This is a genomic window from Burkholderia sp. MSMB2157WGS (genome assembly GCF_001532755.1).
Lineage (GTDB): Bacteria > Pseudomonadota > Gammaproteobacteria > Burkholderiales > Burkholderiaceae > Burkholderia.
Map to the genome: position 1 here is coordinate 98,825 of NZ_LPJG01000027.1, position 15,031 is coordinate 113,855.

Genomic DNA, 15,031 nt, shown 5'->3' on the forward strand with positions numbered 1-15,031 from the left:
GCTGCCCTTTTGCTTTGCTTCGAACGATGTCCGGTGCCGGAAAGGCCGCGTTGGCATGTGCTGGCTAGCGGCCAATCACGGGTACCGGCCCCTCCGGCCTGACCGGAAAAGCCGCCCGGCGCCGCGCCGTCAACCCGCGGCTTCGCCGTTCCCCGCCTCGCCCTCTTCCGCCGGCTTCTTCGGCACGAAGAACCGCGCGGCCAGCAGCCCGATCTCGAACAGCACGACGAGCGGCAGCGCCAGCATCAGTTGCGAGAACACGTCCGGCGGCGTGACGACCGCCGCGACCACGAATGCGCCGACGATCACGTACGGTCGCATTTCCTTCAGCTTCTTCAGGGACAGCACGCCCATCCGGACGAGCAGCACGACGACGATCGGCACCTCGAACGTGACGCCGAACGCGATGAACATCCCGAGCACGAAGCTCAGGTAGTTGTCGATGTCGGTCGTCATCTCGGCCCCGAGCGGCGCGTTGTAGTGCGCCATCACGCGGAAGATCGTCGGAAACACGAGGAAGTACGCGAATGCCATCCCGCACAGAAACAGCACGTAGCTGCTGCCGACGAGCGGCGTGACGAGCTTCTTCTCGTGCTGGTACAGCCCCGGCGCGACGAACGCCCAGATCTGGTACAGCACGATCGGCAGCGCGATCACGAGCGCGACGAGCATCGTGACCTTCATCGGCACGAAGAACGAGCCGGTGACGTCGGTGACGATCATCTTGCCGTCTTTCGGCAGGTTCTCCATCAACGGCCGCGCGAGCAGCCTGAAGATGTCGGGCGCCCAGTAGACGAGCCCGAGGAACACGACGATCACGGCCAGCCCCGCGCGAATGATGCGATCGCGAAGCTCGACGAGATGGGAAATGAAGGTTTCTTCCGGGGCGTCGCCCGGGTTCTGCTGGGGGTCGCTCACACCGGCCCTCGGTAGGATTGACGAGCGAGCATGCGCTCGACTCAGAAGAAGCGCGTCGGCCGGCGCAGGCTGGCCGGCTGGTGGCGCGCGACGCGTGCGGCGCCCGACTGCACGTGGGTGCGGCGGGTCGTCGCGCGCTTGTACCAGACAGGCGTCGCCGCCTGCTTGATGCGCCAGTTGCGACGCTTCGGCGCAAGCGCGGCCGAACTGCCGGCACGCCACGACGGCGCCGCGGGCGTGTCGCTACCGTACGTGCCGGCATCGACCGAGCCTTCGTTGACCCCGCCGACCGCGGAATGCCACGTGTCGTTCAGCGCCTTCTCGTGCTCGCGCAGGTTGTCGTGAATCGTCGTCTCGACATTGCGCGCGGCCGATTCGAAATCGGTCTTCATCGTCCGCAGCGCGTCGAGTTCGATTTCGCGCGAGACCTCGGCCTTCACGTCGTTGATGTACCGCTGCGCGCGGCCGAACAGCGCGCCTGCCGTACGCGCGACGCGCGGCAGGCGCTCGGGGCCGAGCACCACGAGCGCGACGACGCCGATCAGCGCCATCTTCGAAAGACCGAGATCCAGCATCGCGAATGCCTGTCAGCGTGCCGGCGTTACGCCTTGTTCGAATCGGAACGCGTCGTTTCCTTCGCGTTGACGTCGACCGTGCCCGAACGCGGCAATTGCTGCGCGTCCGCCGGCGTTTCGCCTTCCTTCATGCCGTCCTTGAAACCCTTCACGGCGCTGCCGAGGTCGTTGCCGATGTTGCGCAGCTTCTTCGTACCGAAAACCAGCGCGACGATCAGCAGCACGATCAGCCAGTGCCAAATGCTCAATCCACCCATGATGAAACCTCTCCTCAACCACGCCGCGATGCGGCGCAAATCGCCGGCGACGCGCCGGCTTCGACTATCGGATGCGGGGAAACGCCCCGCGTCGTCAACCCATCCGTTGCCACGGGCGCGGGCCGGCCAGGATATGCGCGTGCAGGTGGTAGACCTCCTGCCCGCCGCCCGGGCCCGTGTTGATCACCGTGCGAAAACCGGTTTCGCCGCCCGTATACGCGACCCCGAGCTGGTCGGCCAGACGCGCGACGAGCAGCATCAGCCGGCCGAGCATCGGCGCATCGGCGTCGCCCACCGCCGACAGCGTCGGCACGTGCCGGCGCGGAATCACGAGCACGTGCGTCTCGGCCGCCGGGCGGATGTCGCGGAACGCGACGAATTCGTCGTCCTCGTGCACCTTCGTGCTCGGGATCTCGCCTGCCGCGATCTTGCAGAACAGGCAATTCGGATCGTGACTCATGTTGCTCCTGCAAACGCCCGCGCGCGGCCGGTCAGAACCACGCCTGCGGATCGAGCGTCTTGTTGTCGTTCAGGTACAGCCAACCCTTGATGATACGGTACAGCGTCCAAATCCATGTGACAAACATCACGACGAATCCGACCGCGACGAACAGCAGCGCGATCCCGATCGCGTAAGCGATCAGCGCGCGCCAGAACGTGCGGATCTGCCACTCGAAGTGATCGGCGTACGGCGTGCCGGCCACGTCGCCGCGCTTCACGTAGTTGATGATGATCGCGACGATGCCGGTGACACCGCCCGTCAGCCAGTGAATCGCATAGAGGCCGTACAGCACGTGGGTCAGCGTGCGCAGCCCGTTCAGGCGTTCGGCATCGGCTGCTCCCGGCACCGCCGGCGTCGGAAACTGGTTCGACGTTTCGTTCATGATGCTACCCCCGTCAGATGACAATTCTTACAGCTTACCGCACTGTTGCCACCGCGGCGGGGCCTGTGCGTCACCCGCCGTTTTCCTCGCGCTCGCGGCGCTTGCGCAGCGCTTTTTCCTCGATGCCCGACAAGCCTTCGCGGCGCTCGAGTTCGGCGATCACGTCGGCCGGGCTCAGGTCGAAATGCGACAGCATCACGAGGCAGTGGAACCACAGGTCGGCCACCTCGCCGACGAGCGCGCTCGGCGCGCCGCCCTGGCGCACGTCCTTCGCGGCCAGCACGACTTCCGTCGCCTCTTCGCCGATCTTCTTCAGCACCGCGTCGTCGCCCTTGTGGAACAGGCGCGACACGTACGATTGATCGGGATCGCCGCCCTTGCGGCTATCGATCACGGCCGCGAGGCGCAGCAGCGTGTCTTCGGTCGATTGCGTCATTTGTAGATGTGTTCGGGGTCTTTCAGCACCGGCTCGACCGCGACCCAGTCGCCGCCGTCCACGGTGCCTTCGAATTTCTGGAAGAAGCACGAATGCCGGCCGGTGTGGCACGCGATGCCCGACACCTGCTCGACCTTCAGCAGCACGACGTCCTCGTCGCAGTCGAGCCGCACCTCGTGCACGTGCTGCACGTGGCCCGACTCCTCGCCCTTGAACCACAGGCGCTTGCGCGACCGCGAATAATAGACCGCGCGCTGCGTCTCGATCGTCTTCGCGAGCGCCTCGCGATTCATCCACGCGAACATCAGCACGTCGTTCGTCGACGCTTCCTGCGCGATCACCGGCACGAGGCCGTTGTCGTCCCAGCGGACTTTGTCGAGCCAAGCGGGCAGGGATTTCGTTTCGGTATTCATCACAGCCTCACCGGGATGCCCTGGTCGGACATGAAACGCTTCGCCTCGCCGACCGTGTGCTCGCCGTAGTGGAAGATGCTCGCGGCCAGCACCGCATCGGCGCGACCGTCCTTGATGCCGTCCGCGAGATCCTGCAGGCAGCCGACGCCGCCCGACGCGATCACCGGCACCGGCACCGCGTCCGACACGCCGCGCGTGAGCGCGAGGTCGAAGCCCGACTTCGTGCCGTCGCGGTCCATGCTCGTGAGCAGGATCTCGCCCGCGCCGAGTTCGGCCATCTTGCGCGCCCATTCGATCGCGTCGAGGCCCGTGTTCTTGCGGCCGCCGTGCGTGAACACTTCCCAGCGCGGCGTCTCGCCGTCCGCCGATACGCGCTTCGCGTCGATCGCGACGACGATGCACTGCGAGCCGTACTTGTCGGCCGCGTCGCGCACGAGCTGCGGATTCGCGACCGCCGACGAATTCATGCTGACCTTGTCCGCGCCCGCGTTCAGCAGGCGCCGTACGTCCTCGACGGCACGCACGCCGCCGCCGACGGTCAGCGGAATGAACACCTGCGACGCAACGGCTTCGATGATCGGCAGGATCAGGTCGCGCTGGTCGGACGTCGCGGTGATGTCGAGGAAAGTCAGTTCGTCGGCACCCTGCTCGTCGTAGCGGCGGGCGATTTCGACGGGGTCGCCGGCGTCGCGCAGCTCGACGAAATTGACGCCCTTGACGACACGCCCGGCAGTCACGTCCAGGCAGGGGATGATGCGTTTAGCTAGAGCCATGATGTTGCGCCAAATGCCGCGCTGGGACGGCCGGTTGCGGAAGCCTCGCGCGAGGCTTCCGGTCGGGGCTGCTCGCGGGCAGCCCCGGCGAACGCGACGACCGCGGTTACGCGTTGTCGAGTTCGCCGTTCAGTTCGTCCGCGCGCTTTTGCGCGGCCGCGAAATCGAGATCGCCGGAGTAGATCGCACGGCCGCAGATCACGCCTTCGACGCCGTGCTCTTCCACTTCGCACAGGCTCTCGATGTCCGTGAGGTTCGACAGGCCGCCGCTCGCGATCACCGGGATGCCGACCGCCTGCGCGAGCTTCACGGTCGCGTCGATGTTGATGCCCTGCAGCATCCCGTCGCGGCCGATGTCCGTGTAGACGATCGATTCGACGCCGTAGTCCTCGAACTTCTTCGCGAGATCGATCACTTCGTGGCCGGTCAGCTTGCTCCAGCCGTCGGTCGCGACCTTGCCGTCCTTCGCGTCCAGCCCGACGATGATGTTGCCCGCGAACGCGGTGCATGCGTCCTGCAGAAAGCCCGGATTCTTCACGGCGGCCGTGCCGATGATCACATAGGACAGGCCGGCGTCGAGATACTTCTCGATCGTCTCGAGGCTGCGGATGCCGCCGCCGAGCTGCACCGGGATTTCGTCGCCGACTTCGTCGAGGATCGCTTCGATCGCCTCGAGATTCTTCGGCTTGCCGGCGAATGCGCCGTTCAGGTCGACGAGATGGAGCCGCCGGGCGCCGAGATCGACCCACTTGCGGGCCATCGCCGCCGGGTCCTCGGAGAAAATCGTGGCCTGGTCCATATCGCCCTGTTTGAGGCGCACACACTGACCGTCTTTGAGGTCGATGGCCGGAATCAGCAACATAGCAATCGGGTGTCGTCGTGGAAAATGAAAAGAATCCGGCGCGTACCGGCCAAACCGGTGCCGCGCCGTCTCGCTAGTTTAGTACAACTCTATCGGCGCTTAAGCGGGCAAGCCCCGCGCGACAGGCCGTTCGGCCGGATCGACTGTGGCTCGCGCACCACGTTTACGGTTTCCAGTGTACGAAGTTGCGATACAGACGCAACCCGACCTCCGCGCTTTTCTCGGGGTGGAATTGGGTCGCGAAGAGATTGTCCCGCGCGACCGCGGACGTAAACGGCGCGCCGTAGGCCGTTTCGCCGACCGTGTGCGCCGGGTTGTCCGGCGTCACGTAATAGCTGTGCACGAAGTAGAAATACGCGTCGTCGGGCACGCCGTCCCACAGCGGGTGCGGCTGCGCCTGGCGCACGCGGTTCCAGCCCATCTGCGGCACCTTGAAGCGCGAGCCGTCGTCCTGCAGCCGGCCGTCGAGCTCGAAGCGCACGACCTTGCCGGGCAGCAGCCCGAGGCCCTTCGTGTCGCCTTCCGCGCTCCAGTCGAACAGCATCTGCTCGCCGACGCACACGCCGAGCAGCGGCTTCGTGCGCGACGCTTCGATCACCGCTTCCTGCAGCCCCGATTCGCCGAGGCAGCGCATGCAGTCCGGCATCGCGCCCTGGCCGGGCAGCACGACGCGGTCGGCCGCGCGAATCGCGGCCGGCGTGTCGACGATCGCCACGTCGGCGGCCGGTTCGGCCTTCTTGAGCGCCTGCGCGACCGAGCGCAGGTTGCCCATCCCATAATCCACAATCGCAATCGAAGTTTTCATCTCAGTGCAGGCAGTAGCGCCCTCAGTCCATTGACGATGAATTCCACCGCCAGCGCCGACAGCATCAGACCCATCAGCCGCGTGGCGATGTTGATGCCGGTGCGGCCGATCCAGTTCGCGATCGGCTCGGCGAGCCGCATCGCGACGAAACACAGAAAAGCCAGGGCCGCGCCGATCGCGACCAGCCCGGCCCGCTCATACCAGTGATGCGCGCTCGCCGCATAGACGATCACCGTGCTGATCGAGCCGGGGCCCGTGAGCAGCGGAATCGCCAGCGGCACGACCGCGATGTTGTCCTTCAGCTCGGCTTCGTCGCGCTCCTCGGGCGTCGATCGCGTGTTGCCGATCTGCGCGTTGAGCATGTTGATCGCCATCAGCAGCATGATGATCCCGCCGCCGACTTCGAGCGATCCGACCGAAATGCCGAAGAAGTGGATGATCTGCTGCCCGAGCAGCGCGGTCACCGTCATCACGCAGAACACCGACACCGACGCGATCCGGATCGTGCGCCGCCGCTCGGCTTCCGTCTGCTGCGCCGTCAGGCTCAGGAAGAACGGCACCGCGCCGACCGGATTGATCAGCGCGAGCAGCGAAATGAACGATTTGAGCAGATCCATCGCAAGCCGGCGCCGCGCGCCGAAGCCGTGAGGTTGTCCCGAGCGCAGTCCGTTCGGACGTTCAGAGGCTTCCTTTCGTCGACGGAATCTGCCCCGCCGCGCGCTCGTCGAGCTCCACCGCCGCGCGCAGCGCGCGGCCGAAGGCCTTGAACACCGTCTCGAGCTGATGGTGCGCGTTGATCCCGCGCAGGTTGTCGATGTGCAGCGTGACGCCCGCGTGGTTCACGAACCCGCGGAAGAACTCGATCGACAGGTCGACGTCGAACGTGCCGATCCGCGCGCGCGTGAACGGCACGTGGAATTCGAGGCCGGGCCGGCCCGAGAAGTCGATCACGACGCGCGACAGCGCCTCGTCGAGCGGCACGTACGAATGGCCGTAGCGGCGGATGCCCTTGCGATCGCCGATCGCCTTCGCGACGGCCTGGCCAAGCGTGATGCCGACGTCCTCGACCGTGTGGTGATCGTCGATATGCGTGTCGCCATGCGCTTCGACCTCGAGATCGACCAGACCGTGTCGCGCGATCTGGTCGAGCATATGGTCGAGAAACGGCACGCCGGTGGCCAGCTTCTGCCGGCCGGTGCCGTCGAGATCGAGCTTCACACGGATCTGCGTTTCGCTGGTATTGCGAACGACTTCCGCCACACGCATGGCAATTCCTTGATCGAGTCTGATGTAAATGGGGATTGATCGTCGCGCGCCGCCGCGCCCTGGGCTCAACCGGGCAGCGCGAGTTTCAAGGCGGCCAGCAGGCGGGCGTTTTCGTCGGGAGAACCGACGGTCAGCCGCACGCATTCGGCCAGTAATGGATGCATTTTACTCACGTTTTTGACCAGCACCCGCTCGGTGAGCAGCGCATCGAACACGGCAGCCGCGTCCGGCACGCGCACCAGCAGGAAATTGCCGGCGCTCGGGAACACCGTCGCGCCCGGCAGCGCGGCCACCGCCTGCGCGAGGCGCGCGCGCTCCGCACGCAATTGCGCCGCCTGCGCATCGAGCACGTCGAGGTGATCGAGCAGGAAATCGGCGGTCGCCTGGGTCAGCACGTTGATGTTGTACGGCGGGCGCACCTTGTCGAATTCGTTCAGCCAGGCGGGCGAGCCGACGAGATAGCCGAGGCGGATACCCGCGAGGCCGAGCTTCGACACCGTGCGCATCACGACGACGTTGTCGAACTCGGCGGCACGCGGCAGCCACGAGCGCTCCGCGAACGGCTGGTACGCCTCGTCGATCACGATCAGGCTGTGCCGCGCGGCCGCGACGATCCGCTCGACGTCGGCATCGTCGTACAGCGTGCCGGTGGGGTTGTTCGGATACGCGAGATAGACGATCGCCGGCCGGTGCTCCTCGATCGCCGCAAGCATCGCGTCGACGTCGAGCGTCAGGTCGGCCTTCAGCGGCACGCCGACGAATTCGAGCTGCGCGAGCTTCGCCGAAAGCTCGTACATCACGAAGCCCGGCACCGGCGCGAGCACCTTCGCGCCCGGCCGCGCGCACGCGACCGCGATCATGCTGATGATTTCGTCGGAACCGTTGCCGAGCAGCACGTCGCAACCGGCCGGCACGCGCATCGCGTGGCGCAGCTTGTCGAGCAGCGCGGCCGGGCGCGGCGCCGGGTAGCGGTTCAGCGCGACCTGCGCGAGCCGCTCGCCAAGCGCCGCGGCGAGCGGCGCCGGCAGCGGATACGGGTTCTCCATCGCGTCGAGCTTCACGAATCCGCTCGCGTCGGGAACCGGGTAGCTCGTCATCGCGAGCACGTCGCGGCGAATGATGTCTTGTGGCGTCGTCATGGTCTCAAGCCGGCGTGCGTCGCGCCGGCGTCAAATGGTCGGCAAGGCGGCGGCTGCCGCCCTGCACTCGTCTCCTGCGTCGATCCGGGGCCGCCGGTGTCGGCGCCTGCGCGCCCGCCCGGCCCCGCGCACCATGCGCGGTCAGCCCTTCATCCGGAACTCTGCGCTCCTCGCATGCGCCTGCAGCCCTTCGCCGTACGCGAGCTCGGACGCGATCTCGCCGAGCGTCTGCGCACCTTCCGCGCTGACCTCGATCAGGCTCGAGCGCTTGATGAAGTCGTACACGCCGAGCGGCGACGAGAAGCGCGCGGTGCGCGACGTCGGCAGCACGTGGTTCGGCCCCGCGCAGTAGTCGCCGAGGCTTTCGCTCGTATAGCGGCCGAGGAAGATCGCGCCCGCATGGCGGATCTGCTGGCCCCATTGCTGCGGCTCCAGCGCCGAGATCTCGAGGTGTTCCGGCGCGATGTCGTTCGCGATCCGGCACGCCTCGGCCATGTCGCGCACCTTGATCAGCGCGCCGCGCCCCTCGAGCGACGCACGGATCACGTCCTGGCGCGGCATCGTCGGCAGCAGCTCGTCGATCGCCTTCTCGACGCGATCGAGGAACGCACCGTCCGGGCACAGCAGGATCGACTGCGCGAGTTCGTCGTGCTCGGCCTGCGAGAACAGGTCCATCGCGACCCAATTCGGATCGGTCGTGCCGTCGCACAGCACGAGGATTTCCGACGGCCCGGCGATCATGTCGATGCCGACCGTGCCGAATACGCGCCGCTTCGCCGACGCGACATACGCGTTGCCGGGGCCGCAGATCTTGTCGACGGCCGGCACCGTCGCCGTGCCGTACGCGAGCGCACCGACCGCCTGCGCGCCGCCGATCGTGAACACGCGATCGACGCCGCCGAGCAGCGCCGCGGCGAGCACGAGGTCGTTCTTCACGCCGTCCGGCGTCGGCACGACCATCACGATCTCGCCGACCCCCGCGACGCGCGCGGGAATCGCGTTCATCAGCACCGACGACGGATACGCGGCCTTGCCGCCCGGCACGTACAGGCCGACGCGGTCGAGCGGCGTGACCTTCTGGCCGAGCACCGTGCCGTCGCTTTCCGTGTACTGCCAGCTATGCGTGCCGCACTCGATCTTCTGCTTCTCGTGGTACGCGCGCACCCGCGCCGCGGCGGCTTCCAGCGCCGCGCGCGCCTTCGGCGCGAGGCCGTCGAGCGCCGTCTGCAGCGCGTCCTGCGGCAGTTCGAGCGCGGCGACGCTGTCCGCGCTCAGCCGGTCGAAGCGGTTCGTGTACTCGAGCACCGCGGCGTCGCCGCGCGACTTCACGTCGGCGAGGATCTGCGCGACCGATTGCTCGATCGCTTCGTCTTCGCTCGCCTCGAACGCGAGCACGGCGCGCAGCGCGGCGCCGAAGTCTTCGTTCGTCGAATCGAGCTTGCGGATGGTGATGGACATGGGAGTTCCGTTACGGTGATGCGCTCAACCGCCATTCTGCGACGCGCGTTCGAACGCGTCGAGGATCGGCTTGAGCGCCGCGCGCTTCAGCTTCAGCGCGGCCTGGTTCACGACGAGGCGCGACGAGATCGCCATGATCTCCTCGACCTCGACCAGATTGTTCGCCTTCAGCGTGCCGCCCGAGCTGACGAGGTCGACGATCGCATCGGCCAGCCCGACCAGCGGCGCCAGCTCCATCGAGCCGTACAGCTTGATCAGATCGACGTGCACGCCCTTCGCGGCAAAGTGTTCGCGCGCCGTTTCGACGTATTTGGTCGCGACCCGCAGGCGCGCGCCCTGGCGCACCGCGTTCGCGTAGTCGAAACCGGCCGGCACGGCCACCGACATCCGGCAGCGCGCAATGTTCAGATCGATCGGCTGGTACAGGCCCGAACCGCCGTGCTCGACCAGCACGTCCTTGCCGGCCACGCCGAAATCGGCCGCGCCGTATTCGACGTAGGTCGGCACGTCGCTCGCGCGCACGATGATCACGCGCAGGTTCGGATCGGTCGTCGGCAGGATCAGCTTGCGCGACGTTTCCGGATCCTCGGCCACCTGCACGCCGGCGGCCGCCAGCAGCGGCAGGGTTTCCTCGAAAATCCGGCCCTTCGACAGGGCGAGGGTCAGCGGCGCGCTCATGCTTGGCTCCCGGAGAGGCGGCGCACGTTCGCGCCGACGGCGGTCAGTTTGGTTTCCATGCGGTCGTAGCCGCGGTCCAGGTGATAGATGCGGTCGACGAGCGTTTCGCCGTCGGCGCGCAGCCCGGCGATCACGAGGCTCGCCGACGCACGCAGGTCGGTCGCCATCACGTTCGCGCCCGACAGCTTCTCGACACCCGTCACGAGCGCCGTGTTGCCGTCGATCGTGATGTTCGCGCCGAGCCGGTTCAGCTCCTGCACATGCATGAAGCGGTTCTCGAAAATGGTTTCGACGACCTGCGCGGTGCCCGTCGCGACCGTATTGAGGGCCATGAACTGCGCCTGCATGTCGGTCGGGAACGCCGGGTATTCCGACGTGCGGATCGTCACCGCCGACGGCCGGCGTTCCATCTTCACGCGCAGCCAGCTGTCGCCTTCCTCGATCGACACGCCCGCTTCGCGCAGCTTGTCGATCACCGCGTCGAGGATGTGCGGGCGCACGCCCGTCAGCGTCACGTCGCCGCCGGCCGCCGCGACCGCGCACAGGAACGTGCCGGCCTCGATGCGGTCGGGGATCACCGAATGGCGCGCGCCGTGCAGCCGCTCGACGCCCTGGATCACGAGGCGGTCGGTGCCGATGCCGTCGATTTTCGCGCCCATCGCGACCAGCAAGTGTGCGAGATCGCTCACTTCCGGCTCGCGCGCGGCGTTTTCGATCACCGTCTCGCCGTCGGCGAGCGTCGCGGCCATCAGCAGGTTTTCGGTCCCCGTCACCGTGATCATGTCGGTGACGATGCGCGCGCCCTTCAGGCGCTTCGCGCGCGCTTCGATGAAGCCGTGCTCGATGCTGATCTCGGCGCCCATCGCCTGCAGGCCCTTGATGTGCTGATCGACCGGCCGCGCGCCGATCGCGCAGCCGCCCGGCAGCGACACCTTCGCCTCGCCGAAGCGCGCGAGCAGCGGCCCGAGCACGAGGATCGACGCGCGCATCGTCTTCACGAGCTCGTACGGTGCGACGAGGTTGTCGACGCGCGACGCGTCGAGCTGCACGCGGCAGCCGTCGGTCTCGCTCTTCACGCCCATCTGGTTCAGCACCTTCAGCGTGGTGCGCACGTCCTTCAGGTTCGGCACGTTGTCGAGCTCGACCGGCTCGGCGCTGAGCAGCCCCGCGCACAGGATCGGCAACGCCGCGTTCTTCGCGCCCGACACGACGATCTCGCCGGACAGGCGACGACCGCCTTCGATCACCAGCTTGTCCATCCCCTGTCCCTGCGATTCCCCGTTGGCGGCCGGGTGTGCCGTGGCGACGCTCTGGACGGCGTCGCGCTCGTTGGCGGTGACTTGCACTCAGTGATTTCCGTTTATGCGTTCTGCCATTCGGCGGGCGTCAGCGTCTTCATGCTGAGCGCGTGAATTTCCTGCTTCATGCGATCGCCGAGCGCCGCATAGACGAGCTGGTGCCGCTGGATCGGCCGCTTGCCTTCGAAGGCCGCCGACACGATCGTCGCGAAGAAATGCTGGCCGTCGCCTTCGACTTCCAGATGCGTGCAGGCGAGACCGCCGGCGATGTATTGCTTGACCTGTTCGGGAGTCGGCAACATGGTGTAAGGCTCCTGTCGGCGCGCGCCGCCCAAGGGCGGCCGCGGCCTGTCGATATCAATGACGCAGTTTGTAGCCGGTCGCGAGCAGCCGCATCGCGATCAGCGCGAGCAGCACGAAGAAACCGGTGACGATCGCGAGGCTTGCGAACGGGTTGATGTCGGACGCGCCGAAGAACCCGAAACGGAAGCCGTCGATCATGTAGAAAAACGGGTTGAGACGCGACACTTCACGCCACACGGGCGGCAGCGAGTGCGTCGAATAGAACACGCCGGACAGAAACGTCAGCGGCATGATCAGGAAGTTCTGGAACGCGGCGAGCTGGTCGAACTTCTCGGCCCAGATCCCGGCGATCAGGCCGAGCGTGCCGAGGATCGCCGAGCCGAGCAGCGCGAACGCAATGATGAACAGCGGCGCCGCGAAGTGCATCGGGATAAACCAGATCGTCACGACGAACACGCCCGCGCCGACCGCGAGCCCGCGCACGACGGACGCGAGCACGTACGCGCCGAAGATGTCGCGATACGACAGCGGCGGCAGCAGCATGAACACGAGGTTGCCGGTGATCTTCGACTGGATCAGCGACGACGAGCTGTTCGCGAACGCGTTCTGCAGCACGCTCATCATCACGAGGCCCGGCACGAGAAAGCTCACGTATTCGACACCGGGATAGACCTCGACGCGGCCCGACAGCGCATGGCCGAAGATCGTCAGATACAGCAGCGCGGTGACGATCGGCGCGAGCACCGTCTGGAACGACACCTTCCAGAAACGCAGCAGTTCCTTGTAGAACAGCGTGCGGAACCCGCTTCCCGGCACGCGCCGGGCCGTCCCCTCGGACGACAGCGAACGCAGTTCGCGTGGGGAGTGTTGATTCATGCCAGACCCTCGATCACCTCGGCCCCGTTCATCACCTGGACGAACACGTCCTCGAGGTCGGCCTTGCGGACCTCGATCTCGTCGAACGTGCAGCCCGCCGCGCGGCATTGCGCGAGGATGCGTTCGACCTCGTCGTAACTCGCGAGGCGCAGCAGATGCTCGCCCGGCGCGCGCGCGGCCGGGTCGGTTTCCAGCCCGCGCAGCTCGGCCGGCAGCGCGCCCGTCGCGAACCGCAGGTACAGCTGCAGGCCCGCGAAGCGGCGCAGCAGCGCGTCGGTGCGGTCGAGCGCGACGACTTCGCCGCGACGCAACATCGCGATGCGGTCGCACAGCGACTCGGCTTCCTCGAGGTAATGGGTGGTCAGCACGATCGTGTGACCCTCGCGATTCAGGCGCGAGATGAATTTCCACAGCGTCTGGCGCAATTCGACGTCGACGCCGGCGGTCGGCTCGTCGAGCACGATCACGGGCGGCCGGTGCACGAGCGCCTGCGCGACGAGCACGCGGCGCTTCATCCCGCCCGACAGCGCGCGCATGTTCGCGTCGGCTTTCTCGGTGAGATCGAGATTGGCCATCACTTCATCGATCCAGTCGTCGTTGCGGCGCAGCCCGAAATAGCCGGACTGGATCCGCAGCGTCTCGCGAACGGTGAAGAACGGGTCGAAAACGAGCTCCTGCGGAACGACGCCGAGTGCGCGGCGCGCGCTGCGGAAGTCCTGGACGACGTCGTGGCCGAGCACCGAGATACTGCCTTCGTCGGCCCGGGCGAGCCCGGCGAGGATGCTGATGAGCGTGGTCTTGCCTGCGCCGTTGGGGCCGAGCAGACCGAAAAACTCGCCTTCCTCGACCGACAGGCTGACGCCCTTGAGCGCCTGAAGCGACTTGTAGCGCTTCTTGACGTGACGGATTTCTATGGCTGACATGACTGTGCGCGACGCCAGGGCCGCGACGCCTATTCTGTGCTTGCTGCGAAAGAAAATGGGGGCCGGACGCCGATTGGCTGCCCCGCAAAACGCTTGATTATAGGGCAAACCGGCTGGGGGAGCCGGCGCCGGCGGCGCGCGGCCTGAAGCGTGCGCGCGCCGGCTGGCGCGGCAGGCTTCGGTCGGACAGGGTCAATGTCGCCCGGTGCCGTCGATGAGCGCGTCGACGCCGTAGGCGCGCGCGAGGCTGGCGAGCTTCGGAGGGAGATTGAGGATGTCGAGGGTTGCGCCACGCGCTTTGGCGGCACGTTGCCATGCGAGCAGCACGGCGAGCGCGGACGAGTCGAACTGCGTCAGCGCCGCGCAATCGACGGCGGTCGCGCCGGCGCCGATGCGCGCTAGACCGTCCGCGAGCGCGGACTTCGCGCTCGCGACGGTCAGCGAGGAACCGGCTGCGAAGCCGCTCACGACGCTTGCTTGCCCGCGGCAAGTTCCTGGTTGCGCTGCGACAGGAACTTGATCAGGCCGTCCACGCCGCTTTGCTGGATCTTCTCGTTGAACTGTTGCTGGTACGTCTGGATCAGCCACGCGCCGAGCACGTTCAGGTCATACACCTTCCAGCCGTTCGCCGTCTTGTACAGGCGATAGTCGATCTGGACCGGCTGGCCGTTGTTCATCGCGACCGTCTTCACCACGACGTCGGTATCGGCCGGATCGGCGCGGAACGGCGGGTACTGGATCTGCTGGTCCGGCTTCAGTTGGGCGAGCGCACCCGAATACGTGCGGATCAGCAGCAGCTTGAACTGCTCCTGAACCTGCTGCTGCTGCTCGGCCGTCGCCGTGCGCCAGTTGCGGCCCATCGCCAGCTGCGTGGTGCGGCGGAAATCGGTGTACGGCAGGATGTCCTTGTTGACGATCGTGATGATGCGGTTGGTGTCGCCCTGCTTGATCGTCTGCTGCTTGACTTCGTCGAGCACCTGCTGCGTCGCCGTCTTGATCAGCGCCTGCGGGTTCGACTGGTCGACTTGCGCGTGAGCTGCGCTACCGAACGAGAACAGCGCCGCGAAAACGGGGATCAGGAACAGTTTTTTCATCATAGTGGCCTGCATGAATGAGTCGATGCGAAGGTTGGAGCAGGTAGCTTACGCGCAAGTTCGCATACGCTAC

21 protein-coding genes are annotated in these 15,031 nt (G+C 66.7%); all 21 read right to left on the reverse strand.

The genetic code is table 11. The annotated features are described in order from the left end of the window. Window positions 1-129 precede the first annotated feature (129 nt). Window positions 130-918, reverse strand: coding sequence for a twin-arginine translocase subunit TatC (gene tatC / locus WT53_RS17245; RefSeq protein ID WP_034209782.1), 789 nt, complete (start codon window positions 916-918; stop codon window positions 130-132). A gap of 41 nt (window positions 919-959) precedes the next feature. Beyond that, complete coding sequence (gene tatB, locus WT53_RS17250; protein WP_034209781.1) at window positions 960-1,493, reverse strand: Sec-independent protein translocase protein TatB; 534 nt, start codon at window positions 1,491-1,493, stop codon at window positions 960-962. A gap of 26 nt (window positions 1,494-1,519) precedes the next feature. After that, a complete protein-coding gene (gene tatA / locus WT53_RS17255) occupies window positions 1,520-1,750 on the reverse strand; it encodes a Sec-independent protein translocase subunit TatA (protein ID WP_034209780.1) in 231 nt (76 codons plus the stop codon). A 94-nt stretch (window positions 1,751-1,844) separates the two neighbouring features. Beyond that, entirely contained in the window at window positions 1,845-2,210 is a 366-nt protein-coding gene (locus WT53_RS17260; RefSeq protein WP_034209779.1) for a histidine triad nucleotide-binding protein, read from the reverse strand. A gap of 31 nt (window positions 2,211-2,241) precedes the next feature. Beyond that, window positions 2,242-2,634: a membrane protein gene (locus tag WT53_RS17265; RefSeq protein WP_034209778.1), complete on the reverse strand. Its 393-nt coding sequence runs from the start codon at window positions 2,632-2,634 to the stop codon at window positions 2,242-2,244. 70 nt (window positions 2,635-2,704) lie between these two features. Continuing rightward, window positions 2,705-3,070, reverse strand: coding sequence for a phosphoribosyl-ATP diphosphatase (locus WT53_RS17270; RefSeq protein WP_011546603.1), 366 nt, complete (start codon window positions 3,068-3,070; stop codon window positions 2,705-2,707). Beyond that, the gene (hisI, locus tag WT53_RS17275) at window positions 3,067-3,483 is read right to left on the reverse strand and encodes a phosphoribosyl-AMP cyclohydrolase (RefSeq protein ID WP_011546604.1); all 417 of its coding nucleotides are present in this window, start codon (window positions 3,481-3,483) and stop codon (window positions 3,067-3,069) included. Before hisI ends, WT53_RS17270 begins: the two co-directional genes overlap by 4 nt. Beyond that, the gene (hisF, locus tag WT53_RS17280) at window positions 3,483-4,256 is read right to left on the reverse strand and encodes an imidazole glycerol phosphate synthase subunit HisF (RefSeq protein ID WP_059499735.1); all 774 of its coding nucleotides are present in this window, start codon (window positions 4,254-4,256) and stop codon (window positions 3,483-3,485) included. Before hisF ends, hisI begins: the two co-directional genes overlap by 1 nt. Window positions 4,257-4,362: 106 nt before the next feature. Continuing rightward, window positions 4,363-5,118: a 1-(5-phosphoribosyl)-5-[(5-phosphoribosylamino)methylideneamino]imidazole-4-carboxamide isomerase gene (gene hisA / locus WT53_RS17285; RefSeq protein ID WP_059827584.1), complete on the reverse strand. Its 756-nt coding sequence runs from the start codon at window positions 5,116-5,118 to the stop codon at window positions 4,363-4,365. A gap of 163 nt (window positions 5,119-5,281) precedes the next feature. After that, the gene (hisH, locus tag WT53_RS17290) at window positions 5,282-5,923 is read right to left on the reverse strand and encodes an imidazole glycerol phosphate synthase subunit HisH (protein ID WP_027783354.1); all 642 of its coding nucleotides are present in this window, start codon (window positions 5,921-5,923) and stop codon (window positions 5,282-5,284) included. After that, complete coding sequence (locus WT53_RS17295) at window positions 5,920-6,540, reverse strand: YchE family NAAT transporter (protein ID WP_034209776.1); 621 nt, start codon at window positions 6,538-6,540, stop codon at window positions 5,920-5,922. The genes hisH and WT53_RS17295 overlap by 4 nt, the downstream gene beginning before the upstream one ends. Before the next feature lie 61 nt (window positions 6,541-6,601). Continuing rightward, window positions 6,602-7,189 carry an imidazoleglycerol-phosphate dehydratase HisB gene (gene hisB / locus WT53_RS17300; protein WP_011546606.1) on the reverse strand — a complete coding sequence of 196 codons (588 nt, stop codon included), beginning with the start codon at window positions 7,187-7,189 and terminating at the stop codon, window positions 6,602-6,604. A 65-nt stretch (window positions 7,190-7,254) separates the two neighbouring features. After that, window positions 7,255-8,328: a histidinol-phosphate transaminase gene (gene hisC / locus WT53_RS17305; RefSeq protein WP_034209775.1), complete on the reverse strand. Its 1,074-nt coding sequence runs from the start codon at window positions 8,326-8,328 to the stop codon at window positions 7,255-7,257. A 141-nt stretch (window positions 8,329-8,469) separates the two neighbouring features. Then, complete coding sequence (gene hisD / locus WT53_RS17310; RefSeq protein WP_034209774.1) at window positions 8,470-9,786, reverse strand: histidinol dehydrogenase; 1,317 nt, start codon at window positions 9,784-9,786, stop codon at window positions 8,470-8,472. A 24-nt stretch (window positions 9,787-9,810) separates the two neighbouring features. After that, the gene (gene hisG, locus WT53_RS17315; protein WP_034209773.1) at window positions 9,811-10,464 is read right to left on the reverse strand and encodes an ATP phosphoribosyltransferase; all 654 of its coding nucleotides are present in this window, start codon (window positions 10,462-10,464) and stop codon (window positions 9,811-9,813) included. Next, window positions 10,461-11,810 (reverse strand): UDP-N-acetylglucosamine 1-carboxyvinyltransferase, encoded by a 1,350-nt coding sequence (gene murA, locus WT53_RS17320; RefSeq protein ID WP_034209772.1) that lies wholly within the window; start codon window positions 11,808-11,810, stop codon window positions 10,461-10,463. Before murA ends, hisG begins: the two co-directional genes overlap by 4 nt. Window positions 11,811-11,824: 14 nt before the next feature. Continuing rightward, window positions 11,825-12,064, reverse strand: coding sequence for a BolA family protein (locus WT53_RS17325; protein WP_006477131.1), 240 nt, complete (start codon window positions 12,062-12,064; stop codon window positions 11,825-11,827). A gap of 55 nt (window positions 12,065-12,119) precedes the next feature. Next, a complete protein-coding gene (locus WT53_RS17330; RefSeq protein ID WP_230624984.1) occupies window positions 12,120-12,941 on the reverse strand; it encodes an ABC transporter permease in 822 nt (273 codons plus the stop codon). Next, window positions 12,938-13,864: an ABC transporter ATP-binding protein gene (locus WT53_RS17335; RefSeq protein ID WP_034209771.1), complete on the reverse strand. Its 927-nt coding sequence runs from the start codon at window positions 13,862-13,864 to the stop codon at window positions 12,938-12,940. The genes WT53_RS17330 and WT53_RS17335 overlap by 4 nt, the downstream gene beginning before the upstream one ends. A gap of 192 nt (window positions 13,865-14,056) precedes the next feature. Next, on the reverse strand, window positions 14,057-14,332 hold the full coding sequence (locus tag WT53_RS17340) for a lipid asymmetry maintenance protein MlaB (protein ID WP_034209770.1): 276 nt from the start codon (window positions 14,330-14,332) through the stop codon (window positions 14,057-14,059). After that, window positions 14,329-14,958 carry a phospholipid-binding protein MlaC gene (locus WT53_RS17345; RefSeq protein WP_034209874.1) on the reverse strand — a complete coding sequence of 210 codons (630 nt, stop codon included), beginning with the start codon at window positions 14,956-14,958 and terminating at the stop codon, window positions 14,329-14,331. The genes WT53_RS17340 and WT53_RS17345 overlap by 4 nt, the downstream gene beginning before the upstream one ends. Window positions 14,959-15,031 lie beyond the last annotated feature (73 nt).

Bases quoted from the DNA above. Each gene is read 5' to 3' on its own strand.
- tatB (WP_034209781.1), bottom strand. From the start codon at position 1,493: ATGCTGGATCTCGGTCTTTCGAAGATGGCGCTGATCGGCGTCGTCGCG.
- tatA (WP_034209780.1), bottom strand. From the start codon at position 1,750: ATGGGTGGATTGAGCATTTGGCACTGGCTGATCGTGCTGCTGATCGTC.
- WT53_RS17260 (WP_034209779.1), bottom strand. From the start codon at position 2,210: ATGAGTCACGATCCGAATTGCCTGTTCTGCAAGATCGCGGCAGGCGAG.
- WT53_RS17265 (WP_034209778.1), bottom strand. From the start codon at position 2,634: ATGAACGAAACGTCGAACCAGTTTCCGACGCCGGCGGTGCCGGGAGCA.
- WT53_RS17270 (WP_011546603.1), bottom strand. From the start codon at position 3,070: ATGACGCAATCGACCGAAGACACGCTGCTGCGCCTCGCGGCCGTGATC.
- hisI (WP_011546604.1), bottom strand. From the start codon at position 3,483: ATGAATACCGAAACGAAATCCCTGCCCGCTTGGCTCGACAAAGTCCGC.
- hisF (WP_059499735.1), bottom strand. From the start codon at position 4,256: ATGGCTCTAGCTAAACGCATCATCCCCTGCCTGGACGTGACTGCCGGG.
- hisA (WP_059827584.1), bottom strand. From the start codon at position 5,118: ATGTTGCTGATTCCGGCCATCGACCTCAAAGACGGTCAGTGTGTGCGC.
- hisH (WP_027783354.1), bottom strand. From the start codon at position 5,923: ATGAAAACTTCGATTGCGATTGTGGATTATGGGATGGGCAACCTGCGC.
- WT53_RS17295 (WP_034209776.1), bottom strand. From the start codon at position 6,540: ATGGATCTGCTCAAATCGTTCATTTCGCTGCTCGCGCTGATCAATCCG.
- hisB (WP_011546606.1), bottom strand. From the start codon at position 7,189: ATGCGTGTGGCGGAAGTCGTTCGCAATACCAGCGAAACGCAGATCCGT.
- hisC (WP_034209775.1), bottom strand. From the start codon at position 8,328: ATGACGACGCCACAAGACATCATTCGCCGCGACGTGCTCGCGATGACG.
- hisD (WP_034209774.1), bottom strand. From the start codon at position 9,786: ATGTCCATCACCATCCGCAAGCTCGATTCGACGAACGAAGACTTCGGC.
- hisG (WP_034209773.1), bottom strand. From the start codon at position 10,464: ATGAGCGCGCCGCTGACCCTCGCCCTGTCGAAGGGCCGGATTTTCGAG.
- WT53_RS17325 (WP_006477131.1), bottom strand. From the start codon at position 12,064: ATGTTGCCGACTCCCGAACAGGTCAAGCAATACATCGCCGGCGGTCTC.
- WT53_RS17330 (WP_230624984.1), bottom strand. From the start codon at position 12,941: ATGAATCAACACTCCCCACGCGAACTGCGTTCGCTGTCGTCCGAGGGG.
- WT53_RS17335 (WP_034209771.1), bottom strand. From the start codon at position 13,864: ATGTCAGCCATAGAAATCCGTCACGTCAAGAAGCGCTACAAGTCGCTT.
- WT53_RS17345 (WP_034209874.1), bottom strand. From the start codon at position 14,958: ATGAAAAAACTGTTCCTGATCCCCGTTTTCGCGGCGCTGTTCTCGTTC.